The following is an 11,531-nucleotide window of genomic DNA, read 5'->3' as shown; positions in this document are numbered from 1 at the left end:
TCAAGGTACCGACGCGGGGTGGAGCAGCTCGGTAGCTCGCTGGGCTCATAACCCAGAGGTCGTAGGTTCAAATCCTGCCCCCGCTACTACGGCTCCGTGGGCTCGGCCGGAAGGCCGGGCCCACGGAGCCTTTTTTGTGACTTCTTGTGGAAGGTCCGTCTGTGAACCACCGCACCAACCGGTCGAGCGACCAGCGTTCTACGACCCGTTTCGGTCGGCCGATGTCCCAGGCTGAACAGGACGCGCGGGGCGGACGGAACGGACGCAAGCGCGGTGTCCAGCAGCGTGCCAACGCCGACGGCGGCGGGCAGCGGGGCGGCACGTCCTACGGCCCGCCGAAGCGCCGCCCGACGAAGCGTCAGGGCGTGACCGTGAACGGCGAGTTCGAGGTGGCCGCGCCGCAGACCCCGGGGCTGCCGCCGGTGGCGACCTTCGCCGAGGCCGAGCTGCCTCGCGGGCTGCAGTCGACCCTGGTCAAGCAGGGCGTGACCGAGCCCTTCCCGATCCAGGCGGCGACGCTGCCCAACGCGCTGGCCGGACGCGACGTCCTGGGCCGTGGCCGCACGGGCTCCGGCAAGACCCTCGCTTTCGGCCTCGCCGTGCTCGGCCGGCTGGCCGGTCGCCGCGCGGAGATCAAGGCCCCGCTGGCGCTGGTCCTGGTCCCGACCCGCGAGCTGGCCCAGCAGGTCCAGACCGCGCTCACCCCCTACGCGACCGCCGTGAACCTGCGGCTCGCCACCGTCGTCGGCGGCCTGCCGATCGGCCGCCAGGCCGCTGAGCTGAAGCGCGGCGTCGACGTGCTGATCGCCACGCCCGGCCGACTGCGCGACCTGCTCGACCGCGGCGACGTCCAGCTCGGCCGCGTCGAGATCACGGTGCTGGACGAGGCCGACCAGATGGCCGACATGGGCTTCCTGCCGCAGGTCACCGCCCTGCTGGAGCAGGTCCGCCCGGACGGGCAGCGACTGCTCTTCTCCGCGACGCTCGACCAGAACGTCGACCGCCTGGTCCGCCGCTTCCTGAACGACCCGGTCGCGCACTCGGTCGACCCGAGCGCCGGGGCGGTCACCAGCATGGAGCACCACGTGCTCTATGTGACCGACCAGGACAAGCGCGAGGTCACCCGCGAGATAGCGGCCCGCGAGGGACGCGTGATCATGTTCGTCGACACCAAGCGCGCCACCGACCGCCTGGCCAAGGACCTGCTCGCCAACGGCGTGCTCGCCGCGGCGCTGCACGGCGGCAAGACGCAGCCGCAGCGCAACCGGGTGCTTGAGCAGTTCAAGCAGGGCCAGGTCACCGCGCTGATCGCCACGAACGTCGCGGCGCGCGGCATCCACGTCGACGACCTCGACCTGGTCGTCAACGTCGACCCGCCGACCGACCCGAAGGACTACCTGCACCGAGGCGGTCGCACCGCCCGCGCGGGCGCGTCCGGGACCGTGGTCACCCTGGTGCTGTCGCACGAGCGGCGCGACACGGCCAAGCTCATGACCGATGCGGGCATCCGCCCGAACAACGACCGGGTCCGCCCCGGCGACCCGGAGCTCGTCCGGATCACCGGAGCGCGCCGCCCGTCGGGCGTCCCGGTCACCCTCCCGACGCCGACCCCGCCGGCCGCGTCGAAGCCTGCGGCGTCGAGGTCCGGCGCGTCGCGGGCTGCCGGGCCGAAGGCCGCACGCAACGGCGAGCGTCCTCAGCGCAACGGACGGCCGCAGCGGACCGAGCAGCGCGGCGAGCGCGTGGAGCGCACGGAGCGTACTGAGCGCACGGACCGTCCGCAGCGCGCCACACGCGGTGAGCGCGGCGAGCAGTCCGGAACCCGTACCGCCGCCTCCGGCCGCCCGGACCAGCGCCGCCGTCGCCCGCAGGGACCGCGGACGACCGAGGGCGCCTGAGCCTGAGGGCAACGCCTGAGCCTGAGGGCAATCCCTGAACCTGGGCCTCGCCCCGGGCACCGACCGACACACGTCGCCCCCCGTACCTGCACCTGGTACGGGGGGCGACGTGCGTGGGAACGCTGCGGCTGATCAGTAGCCGCTCGAACCGTACGCGATGTTCATGAACGAGCCGTAGGTGGCGTTCGCGTAGCGGACCGCGGCGACGATGTTGTCGACCGGGTTCCAGATGTCCGTGTGACCCGGCAGCGCGTAGGTGTCGAACGTCGACTGGATCGTCTGCATCAGACCCATGGACGGCGTGCCGGCCGCGGCGTTCGAGTCCCAGTTGTTCTGGGCGTTCGGGTTGCCGGAGGACTCGGTCATCGCACGCGCGCTGATCGCGTCCGCGGTCGGGACCTGGTCGCCGTCGGCCTGGAGGATGGCCTGGGCCTGCGCGATCCAACCGCTGAGGTTGTTCGCGTAGACCGGGGTCGCGGCGGCCTGGGCGGCGGCAGCCGCAGCGGCGGCCTTCGCCTTGGCGGCGGCAGCGGCCTGAGCCTGGGCCTGGGCCTGAGCAGCGGCCTGCGCCTGAGCCTGGGCCTGCGCCTGGGCGGCGGCCTGAGCCTTCGCGGCGGCCTCGGCCTTTGCCTTGGCAGCGGCCTGGGCCTGGGCCTGCGCCTGGGCGGCGGCCTGAGCCTTGGCCTTGGCGGCGGCGTCAGCGGCGGCCTTCGCCTTGGCCTCGGCAGCAGCCTTTGCCTTGGCGGCGTCGGCGGACGCGTTGGCCAGCGGGGCGCGCTGCTCGGAGCGGTTCGCGGTGTCCGCGGACGGCCGGGCGGCGGCGACGGCGCTGGAGGAGGCGGCGGCCGTGTGGCTCGGGCTGGAGCTGCCGGTCAGGGCGACGGCGGTCCCGGTCGCGGCACCGGTCAGCAGCACGGCTGCACCGACACCGGCGGTGATGCGCTTGTTCAGGCTCATCGCCGAGAGACGCTGGTTGACCTGCACAAGGTAACGACGGGCGTGGGGAAGACGGGCGTGGGAAGGCATGACACTCCGATGTCGACGGATCTGCCCTGGCCGAAGGCGCACGGAACCAGACGTTCGCCGCACCGGCGTCGCTGGCTGGATATGCGCCCGGCGGAATCGGGACCGGCCCGACCGAGCAGAGGAGCACATCGGCGTTTTGACAGGTCGGCGCTCGTCGCGCCGGTCGCCGTGCTCCAGCAGGCTCTCTGCCTGGCCTGCTTCACGCACTCTCACACGGCCTTCACAAGTGGAGCAAGCCGTACCGCCGGTAAAGTGCGCCACGCCACAAGACGGCCGTGACCTGCGTCTCATTTGTCTACGGAGCGCAGCGACGCCGCTCCGATCAGGCACCGCGCAGTGCGGCAACCCGGTCGAAACGGCGTCGTGGGGTGGGGACTTGATGGTGTTTTAGTTATTTGCCCGGATACGTCTGTTTCGCCCGATATAAGGAGATCTCGCTCCGTGGGCCGGTCGGATCGGGGTCCGCTCAGGCCGCGAAGCTCTGGGCGTTGACGATGGTGCGGCGGGTGTCGGTGATCGGCCGGCGGCCGTGCATCACCCGGGAGTTGTCGATGAGGACGACGTCGCCGTCCTGCCACGCGATCTCCTCGGTGACCTCCTCGGTGATCCGGGCGAGCTCGTCCAGCACCTCGCGCGGGATGGCCGCGTGCTCGAAGCGGATCTCCGGGGTCTCGTAGTTGTAGGAGGGGCCGAAGATGCTGTTGGCCCAGGTGATCTGCTCGGACCACTTGCTCGGGTGGGCGGCGTGGGTCTGGAACGCGTAGTGGACCGAGCCGTCCTCGCGCTCGGTGACGGTGGCGTTGCCCTGGTCGGCCAGGAACCGCAGGTCGTCGAGGGTCACCTCCTCCGGCTTGCGGCCGCCGCCCAGGCTGAAGGCGGTGAACTGCCGCCACTGCGTCTCGGACACCGAGCGCGCGAAGACGACGGGGTTGTCGAGGAAGAGCTGCCGGGTCGGCTCGTCCAGCTGCTCCCACACCCGGCGACCGTCGCAGACGGTGGTCTGCGAGCCGGAGGCCGCGGCGGTGACGCAGTGGAACCACAGCAGGTCGGGCGGGTACGGGGTGGCGCCGTTCTCGATGTGCAGGCCGATGGAGTCGGTGCCGGAGTCCACCAGCTGCGCGACGTCACCGTGGAAGGTGCGCGCGGGGTCGAGGGTGACCTTGGCGCTGCACTTCTGCACCAGCTCGTTGAAGTCCTCGACGCTGGGCGCGAAGCCGCGCAGTAGCAGGTGGCCCGCCTCGCGGAGTTCGTCCAGAAGCACGGGGGCGATGTCGATCAGTCTGACGGTGCTGTCGGACGGCGTGATGAGCGCTCCGGTGCCGTCCCCGAGGCGGGACCGGTGGATCGGGAGGGAGGCAGTGGTCACAGGACCTTTTCCTTTCCAGGGAAATTCAGCAGTGCCGAGAAGCAGCGGAGTAGCGGTAAGCGAGTAGGAGTAAGAAGGAGAGCGACGCTGCGGCGCAGAGGGGTGTCAGTGGGCTGCGGCGAGAGCGAGGTGCGGCTGCACCTGCTCGCTGAAGAGCAGGTCGCGGCGCGGCCGGCCGGTGACGGTGAAGTAGCGTGCGCGCAGGGCGGGTTCGTCGCGCAGCACGATCGTCCGGCTCGGCTGGTCCGTCTCGGCCAGCGCCTGCGCGGAGTACGCGGCGACCTCGGCGTGCACCTGGTCGTCGGAGAGGGTCCCGTCGGTGAGGACGAGCGCGACCAGGTGCTCCAGGCCGTCGCCGAAGACCACGGCCTCGCGCACCGCCGGGCAGGAGCGCAGTCGGCCCTCCACCCACTCGGGCGAGATGTTGCGGCCGAATCCCGTGATGATCATGTTCTTCAGGCGTCCGAGGATGCGCAGCCGTCCGTCCGGGTCCAGCTCCGCGCGGTCGCCGGTGTGCAGCCAGCCGTCGTCGTCCAGCGGGCGGCTGGTCGGGTCCTCGACGGTGTAACCGGCGAAGAGCGAGGCCGACTTGACCAGCAGCTCGCTGTCCTCGCCGATCCGCACCTCGCAGTGCGGCAGCGGCCTGCCGACGGTGCCGGGGACCACGTCGCCGGGCCGGTTCCAGGCGACGACGGAGGTGTTCTCGGACAGGCCGTAGCCCTCCAGCACCTCGATGCCCAGCGCCGCGAGCGACTCCAGCGCCTCGGTGGCGACGGGAGCGCCGCCCGCCATCAGCAGCGGCGCGGTCGCGGAGCCGAACAGCTCCTGGACCGGCTCGCGTCCGGCCGCGACCGCCTGACCGGCGACCTTGGCCAGCGCGGAGACCACGACCGGCGGCAGCACCGCCGCGCTCAGCCCCATCACGCGCAGCCACTGGAGGGCGTCCTCCACCCGCGACCCGGCCGTGCCGAGCAGCGCGGCCTCGGGCGCCAGCAGCCGCAGCGTCCCGCCGACGGTGATCGGCATGTAGACGGCGGCGACCTGCTCGATCAGCAGGCTGAACGGCACCATCGAGAGGTAGCGGTCGAGCGCGCCGGTGGGGAGCATGCCGTGCAGCGACTCCTGCAGCGCTTCGATGCCGGAGCGACGGATCAGCACGCCCTTGGGCGCACCGGTGGTGCCGGAGGTGTGGATGATCTTCACGACGTCCGCCGCGCGACCCTGCAACGGCTCGCCGACGATGTGGGCGTCAGCATCGGCGTCCGTGTCAGCGCCACCGTCGGTGTTCTCACCGCTTCCGCCGTCAGCGACGTCGTCGCTGATGTGCAGCAGCACCCGGCCGGCGTCCAGGCCCCACTCGACGAGGCGGCGCGCGCCCTGCTCGTCCACCAGGCACACCGCCGTCCCGGCGAGCAGCGAGCCGGCCTGTTCGGCGGAGAACGCCAGCGGGACGGGCACCTCGACCGCCTCGGCGGTCAGCAGCGCCAGGTCGGCGACGACCCACTCGGGGGTGTTGCCCGCGACCAGGCCGACCGGCGTGCCGGGCGCGACCCACCGGCGCAGCCGGGCGGCGAACCGGTCCCGGGCGGCGCGGATCTCGCCGTAGGTACGGGAACTGACGACTCGTCCGTCGGTCGGGTCGGCGACCTCGACCAGCACCCGGTCCTGCCACTCCGGGTTGTTCAGCCCTGCTTCCACGCTGCGCATCTCAGGCCCTCCCGGCGGTGCCGACCAGCGGGGACTGACCCGACAGCAGGGACAGCGCCTCCCCCATGTGCTGGTTCACGTCGGTGTACACGGTCACCGGCTCCAGGGCGTAGTAACGGCCCCAGTCGCCCCGCAGCTCGGCGGGCAGCCGGGCCTCGGTGGCGTTGCAGATCACCTCGGTGCGGATGCCCGAGCGTCGCAGCATCACGTGCAGCGGCCGGGTGACGGTGAACACCGCCGCCTTGGCGCCCTGGCACCAGCACATCGCCCCGAGCAGCGAGACCAGTCGGCCACCGGCGCCGGTGGTGCTGGAGGCGAGCGGGCCGACCTCGACGATCTGCGAGCGGGACAGCTCCTCGCCCGCGAAGGGCGCGAGCGCGGTCTCGATCGGGACGTCCAGGTAGTGCTCGGCGAAGAGCGGCCCCTCGTTGGCGAAGGTCAACCCGGCGACCGCGCCGTCGAGTTCGTCGTCCGGGCCGAGGGCGCGCGGGTCCTGCTCGCTGAGGATCAGCGCGGCGTCGGGGGCCGGGGAGATCCGGGCGTCGAACTGGTCCTGGTACGTGCGCTGTGCGAGCCGGACACCTGCTCGCCAGGCTCTGGTGTCGCGTCGTGCTACCTCAAGATGCACGGGAGTTCCCTTCCTGAGCGTGGACCTGGCGGACTTACGGGTTGTGCGCAGTCGGATTACGGATGGGGACGTCGAAAACGCCTTCCACGCGCGGAACTTCGAGCACCGTCAGGCTGGTGGCCGAAGTGGCGGACCGGGTGGGCTCGGTTGTGGCGAGTGCGGTCCTGCCCGGGGAACATCGCGAAGGTGCGGCGGATCCGGTCTTCCGGATATCTCTCGTGCACGTGCCACAACGTGCCGGACCTGGCTCGCAGTGGGCTCGAACGGCCCTTGACGTTCCACTTCATGCGAAAACCCCGGTACGCGGCGGCGGAGTCGTGATCACTCCGCCTGCGCGTACCGGGGCCGCCGGTCCTTGTCCGCTCGCCTTGTCCGGCCGGGTCTGTCCGGCTGGGCTTGCCCGCTCGACCTAGGCCTTGATGAGGGCGATGCAGAGGCCCAGGACGCCGATCAGCTGCAGGGCCACCCGCAGGTTGATGACCCCGTCCCAGGTCGCCTGGAGCGCACGGGCGTTGGGGAGGGTCGTGCCCTCGTCTGCAGCGGTGGTCAGCGCCTTGTTGACCGGCGCGCTGACCTTCGCGTAGACCACCAGCCACGCCACCAGCGCGACCGTGCCGACCCCGGCGGCGACGGCAGCAGCCGTGTGACCGCCGACGCCCGCCACGACCGCGCACGCGAGCGCCGTGACCAGGCCCACCACTCCCGGCGCGGGCATGCGCTTGTCGCCGAACCGGTGCACCTCTCCCATGACCTTGGTGAGCATGGCGTCGTCCACGTTCGCCAGCGCGGACCGCTGGACGAGCGCGCAGAAGAAGTCCGTCCCGTAGACGATGCCGTTGGCCAGGATGCCTACCACCGCGAGAATCTGAGTGAGCGTCACCATCAGATCTTCCAGCTTTCTCTCTTGTTGACAGTCTTGTTGACAGCCTTGTGGGCAGTCGGGAACGTGGCTCGGCGTTCAGCCGACGGCGGCGACCGCGTCCGGTTCGGCGGCGCGGGCGGCCGGAGTGTCGGACGTGCCCGCTGCCGCGGCGGACGCCTTGGCGCGCCCCCGGACCAGGAACATCGCGGCTCCGCCCAGCGCCACGGCGGCGGCGCCGACCCACAGCGCGGGCACCATACCGGCCACGAAGCTCTTGGCGGTCTGGGTGCTGCCCTCGGCGGTGAAGACGGAGGTCAGCACGGCGACCCCGAGCGCGCCGCCGAACTCCCGCAGCGCGTTGTTGGCGCCGGACGCGACGCCCTGCTCCTCGGTGCGGACCGTGTCCATCAGGACGTGGGCGATGGGGGCGTAGAACAGGGCCATGCCGACGCCGCCGAGGACCAGGGCCGGGATCTGCTCGCCGTAGCTCACACCGGCCTTGGTGATCAGGGCGAACCAGGCCAGCCCGAGCGCCTGGAAGAAGAGCCCGACGATGACGATGGGACGGCCACCGATCTTGTCGGAGAGGATGCCCGCGATCGGTGCGACCAGGATCGGCATTCCGGTCCACGGCAGCATCCGCACACCGGCGCCCAGCGCGTCGAAGCCCTCGATGTTCTGGAAGAACTGGGTGAGCAGGAAGATCGCGCCGAACATGCCCAGGGCCATCAGCAGGCTCGCCACGTTCACGCCGGTGAAGGAGCGGTTGGCGAACATCCGCATCGGCAGCATCGGCTCCTTGACCCGCAGCTCCCAGAGCACGAAGGCCAGCACCAGGACCGCGCCGCCGACCAGCGAGGCGAGGATGCCCGTGCTCGTCCAGCCGTCGTCGTGGCCGCGGATGATGCCGTAGACCGCGCCGAACAGGCCCAGGCTGACCAGGACCGTGCCCACCACGTCGAGCCGGGCGCTCGGGCCGCGGCTCTCCTTCAGCCGCCAGCCGGCCAGCGGCACCAGCAGGATGCCGATCGGCACGTTGGCCCAGAAGATCCACTGCCAGGACATGTGCTCGACGATCGCGCCGCCGATCAGCGGCCCGGTGGCCACGGCAAGGCCGTTGACCGCACCCCACGCGCCCAGCGCCACGCCGCGGAACTTGGCGGGCACGTGCGCGGTGAGCAGGGTCAGCGTCAGCGGCATCACGATCGCCGCACCGACACCCTGGATCGCGCGGGCGGCGATCAGGGCGTTGATCCCGGTGGTGGAGGCGGCCGCCGCGGAGGCGACGGTGAAGAGCACCAGGCCCCCCATGAACATCTTGCGTCGCCCGAAGCGGTCGCCTGCGGAGGCGCCGAGCATCTGCAGCACGGCGAAGCTCAACGTGTAGGCGTTCACCGTCCATTCGAGCTTGTCGATGCCGCCACCGAGGTGCCGGCCGATCGTCGGCAGGGCGGTGATGACGACCAGGTTGTCCAGCATGGCCATGAAGCCGGCGAGGCCGGTCACGACGATCGCCCACACCACCACTCCCCGCCCGACTCCCTGTGACTGGGCGTCCACGGTGTCCGTCATGGTCCGTCCTCTTTCTCGGTAGCGTTTCTCGGTAGCAATTGGTCACTAACTTTCGAGGGCACGAAAATCCGGCTGATCTTCGGAGATCGGCCGCAGTCCGGCCCAACAGCCGCTGGCGACCGGGATTCCGATGGCCAGCAGAGCGTTGATGTACATCCCGTTGGCGAAGAACGCGTTGACTTCCTCGTCCGTCGCGCCGGTCCGCACGCGTACTTCGTCCCACAGTTCGTTCCAGCGGCGGCGCACCAGGTCCGCGATGTCCGCTTCGGCGGACGCGGAGGCGACGTAGAGCTGGAGTTGGAGCAGCAGGGTGTTCCGGTCCGCGATGAGCTGCTGGTACGCGGTTCCCATCGCCTCGATCGCCGGATCGCCCGTCAGGCCTCGGGCGGCCTCGGTCAGCGTGCTCCGCACCCGCTGGAAGCAGAGCTCCGCGCAGGCCAGGAACAGCGCCTTCTTGCCGGGGAAGAGGCGGAAGACATAGGGCTGGGAGATGCCGGCGCGCCGGGCGATGCGTTCGGTCGACGTGCCGTGGTAGCCGCCGGTCGCGAACTCGGCCACCGCCACGCGGAGGATCACCTCGCGTCGCTCCTCGGCGCTCATGCGCGCGGAGCGGGGCGCTCGGTCGTCGGATTGAGCGGTAGGTGTGGTCATCGGGGTCCGCACTCGGCTGGTGGACGGGACGCTGGCGTCAGGTCAGCTGAGTCATGTCTACCGACCCGAGGTCGAGTCCCACTGGAAGCGCGAACGTCGCCCGGTGGACCGTCGGCCGTTCACGGATTCCGGCCGAGCGTTCCAGCCGCGCTCAAGTGCCGCTCAAGCGGCGGTCGATCAGCTGCGGGAAGACTGCGCCTGACGACCGTCGCGCGGATGGCCGACGTACCGACCCGACCCGACCCCACCCGACGCCGCCCCCGACCGCCCCCGACCGCCCCGACCACAGGAGACCCAGGTCCCATGGCGCACCCGCCGTTCCACACCCTCCACCGCAGTCACCAGACCATGCTGCTCGCCCACCGGGCCATGTCGCGGGACCTGGAGTGCCTCGCCCGCGCCGCCGCCGTCCTCGCGGAGCGGCCGGACGCCGCTCGGGCGCGGGCGCTGGCCAAGTACACCGACCAGCTGCTCCACCTGATCGAGCACCACCACACCGGCGAGGACGACGTCCTCTGGCCCGAGCTGGCCAAGCGCGGCGCGGACGCGGAGGCGCTGGAGCTGATGGCTGCCGAGCACGGCGAGCTTGCCGACCTGCTGAAGCGGACCGCCGCTGCCGCCGCCGAACTCACCAGCGACAGTTCGGCGGCGCAGCTCCTCGCGGCGGCGGCGAGCGACACCCACGCCCTGCTCGCCCGGCACGCCACGGACGAGGAGGACGAGCTGCTCGGTCGGCTCGCGCCCCACCTCACCGACGAGGTCTGGGACGCGCTGCGCAAGCACATGGTCAAGACCCAGGCGCCGTGGGCCTTCACCTTCCTTCCGCCGTGGCTGGCCGACGTCGCGACCCCGGAGGAGCGCACCGGCGTCCCCGCGCCCCTGATCGCCAAGCTCGGCGGCAGCCGCCTGCGCTCCCTACGGCGCGCCGCCTTCGGCGACGAGCTTGCCGCGCAGGCGGCCTGACGATACGTCACATGCGCTTACGAGCTATTGCTCACTTCCTCCGACGGGCCTTGACCGTGCTGTCCATCCGCACGGTCGGCCGTCCGTCGGGGGCGTTCTGGGTGCGCTCGTGCTCCGTGCTCACCAGGACCTCCCACTCCCCTTCCGCCAGCCGCAGCTCGGCCACCACCTCGTCCGGGCTGGGGAAGTGGACGTCGGGGTGATGGTCGTGTTCGTCCTCCCAGGACGGGAAGCCCCCGTGACCCTCCACCAGCAGCACCCCGCCCGGTGCGACGGCCTGCGCGGCGCGGCGCAGGATCCCCTCGCGCGGGATCTCCACCGGCGAGTGCAGGAACTGGACGCTGACCAGGTCGTACTCCCCCTCCGGGAAGGTCACGGCAAGGTCGTGGCGCTGCCACTCGATCCGGTCCGCGACCCCCTCGGCCGCCGCGTGCGCGGCGGCCCGGTCGAGCGCGGCCTGGGAGATGTCCACCGCGGTGACCGTCCAGCCCCGCCGCGCGAGGTGGATCGCGTCGCCGCCCTCTCCGCAGCCGAGGTCCAGCGCCCGGCCGGGAGTGAGGTCCGCCGTCTCCCGGACCATGGCGTCGTTGGGCCGTCCGCTCCAGACCTGCTCGCGCTCGGCGTAGAAGGAGTCCCAGAACTCGTCGTTCGTCGTCACATCAGTCATGCGGCGATCGTGCGTCGCACACCGCAGAAGCGACAAGTTCTGTTGCCGGTTCGGCAAACCCCGGAGAGCGCCTGACGCGATCCTGACGTGCCGGCACGTCACCGATACGCGCTCTTGACGCAGCGTGCCAACTGCCAAGCGCGGGTTGACGCGTCTCGCCCCGGCCGTGACATCATCCGTGCTGCACCCGT

Annotated in this window: 10 protein-coding genes and 1 tRNA gene; 3 read left to right on the top strand and 8 right to left on the bottom strand. The window is 71.3% G+C overall.

What is annotated here, in order from left to right:
- The first annotated feature begins 12 nt into the window (after positions 1–12).
- Both I2501_RS01715 and I2501_RS01710 read left to right on the top strand, forming a co-directional pair.
- Positions 13–86: transfer RNA gene (locus I2501_RS01715), tRNA-Met, on the top strand.
- Between the two features lie 135 nt (positions 87–221).
- Entirely contained in the window at positions 222–1,898 is a 1,677-nt protein-coding gene (locus I2501_RS01710; RefSeq protein WP_196191941.1) for a DEAD/DEAH box helicase, read from the top strand.
- Positions 1,899–2,030: 132 nt separating this feature from the next.
- Here I2501_RS01710 and I2501_RS01705 read toward each other — a convergent pair whose 3' ends face one another.
- From I2501_RS01705 to I2501_RS01675, 7 genes are all read right to left on the bottom strand, one after another.
- Positions 2,031–2,855, bottom strand: coding sequence for a lytic transglycosylase domain-containing protein (locus tag I2501_RS01705; RefSeq protein WP_196191940.1), 825 nt, complete (start codon positions 2,853–2,855; stop codon positions 2,031–2,033).
- Positions 2,856–3,390: 535 nt separating this feature from the next.
- The gene (locus I2501_RS01700; RefSeq protein ID WP_328806151.1) at positions 3,391–4,290 is read right to left on the bottom strand and encodes a TauD/TfdA family dioxygenase; all 900 of its coding nucleotides are present in this window, start codon (positions 4,288–4,290) and stop codon (positions 3,391–3,393) included.
- 105 nt (positions 4,291–4,395) lie between these two features.
- Positions 4,396–5,997: an AMP-binding protein gene (locus I2501_RS01695; protein WP_196191939.1), complete on the bottom strand. Its 1,602-nt coding sequence runs from the start codon at positions 5,995–5,997 to the stop codon at positions 4,396–4,398.
- Between the two features lies 1 nt (position 5,998).
- The gene (locus I2501_RS01690) at positions 5,999–6,625 is read right to left on the bottom strand and encodes a thermostable hemolysin (RefSeq protein WP_196191938.1); all 627 of its coding nucleotides are present in this window, start codon (positions 6,623–6,625) and stop codon (positions 5,999–6,001) included.
- 409 nt (positions 6,626–7,034) lie between these two features.
- Entirely contained in the window at positions 7,035–7,508 is a 474-nt protein-coding gene (locus tag I2501_RS01685; RefSeq protein WP_196191937.1) for a DUF1772 domain-containing protein, read from the bottom strand.
- A gap of 75 nt (positions 7,509–7,583) precedes the next feature.
- On the bottom strand, positions 7,584–9,059 hold the full coding sequence (locus tag I2501_RS01680; protein WP_196191936.1) for a DHA2 family efflux MFS transporter permease subunit: 1,476 nt from the start codon (positions 9,057–9,059) through the stop codon (positions 7,584–7,586).
- A 45-nt stretch (positions 9,060–9,104) separates the two neighbouring features.
- Positions 9,105–9,659, bottom strand: coding sequence for a TetR/AcrR family transcriptional regulator (locus I2501_RS01675; protein WP_196191935.1), 555 nt, complete (start codon positions 9,657–9,659; stop codon positions 9,105–9,107).
- 354 nt (positions 9,660–10,013) lie between these two features.
- Between I2501_RS01675 and I2501_RS01670 the strand changes: the two genes are divergently transcribed.
- Complete coding sequence (locus tag I2501_RS01670) at positions 10,014–10,673, top strand: hemerythrin domain-containing protein (RefSeq protein ID WP_196191934.1); 660 nt, start codon at positions 10,014–10,016, stop codon at positions 10,671–10,673.
- A gap of 31 nt (positions 10,674–10,704) precedes the next feature.
- Here the strand turns inward: I2501_RS01670 and I2501_RS01665 are convergent, their stop codons facing one another.
- Positions 10,705–11,340: a class I SAM-dependent methyltransferase gene (locus I2501_RS01665; protein WP_196191933.1), complete on the bottom strand. Its 636-nt coding sequence runs from the start codon at positions 11,338–11,340 to the stop codon at positions 10,705–10,707.
- Between the last annotated feature and the right edge of the window lie 191 nt (positions 11,341–11,531).

Source organism: Streptacidiphilus fuscans (genome assembly GCF_015690355.1).
Taxonomy (GTDB): Bacteria; Actinomycetota; Actinomycetes; order Streptomycetales; family Streptomycetaceae; genus Streptacidiphilus; species Streptacidiphilus fuscans.
The sequence above is the reverse complement of the archived record's forward strand: the minus strand, read 5'-3'. Positions and strand labels throughout refer to the sequence as shown.

Bases quoted from the DNA above. Each gene is read 5' to 3' on its own strand.
- I2501_RS01705 (WP_196191940.1), bottom strand. From the start codon at position 2,855: ATGAGCCTGAACAAGCGCATCACCGCCGGTGTCGGTGCAGCCGTGCTG.
- I2501_RS01680 (WP_196191936.1), bottom strand. From the start codon at position 9,059: ATGACGGACACCGTGGACGCCCAGTCACAGGGAGTCGGGCGGGGAGTG.
- I2501_RS01695 (WP_196191939.1), bottom strand. From the start codon at position 5,997: ATGCGCAGCGTGGAAGCAGGGCTGAACAACCCGGAGTGGCAGGACCGG.
- I2501_RS01670 (WP_196191934.1), top strand. From the start codon at position 10,014: ATGGCGCACCCGCCGTTCCACACCCTCCACCGCAGTCACCAGACCATG.
- I2501_RS01685 (WP_196191937.1), bottom strand. From the start codon at position 7,508: ATGGTGACGCTCACTCAGATTCTCGCGGTGGTAGGCATCCTGGCCAAC.
- I2501_RS01710 (WP_196191941.1), top strand. From the start codon at position 222: ATGTCCCAGGCTGAACAGGACGCGCGGGGCGGACGGAACGGACGCAAG.
- I2501_RS01665 (WP_196191933.1), bottom strand. From the start codon at position 11,340: ATGACTGATGTGACGACGAACGACGAGTTCTGGGACTCCTTCTACGCC.
- I2501_RS01675 (WP_196191935.1), bottom strand. From the start codon at position 9,659: ATGAGCGCCGAGGAGCGACGCGAGGTGATCCTCCGCGTGGCGGTGGCC.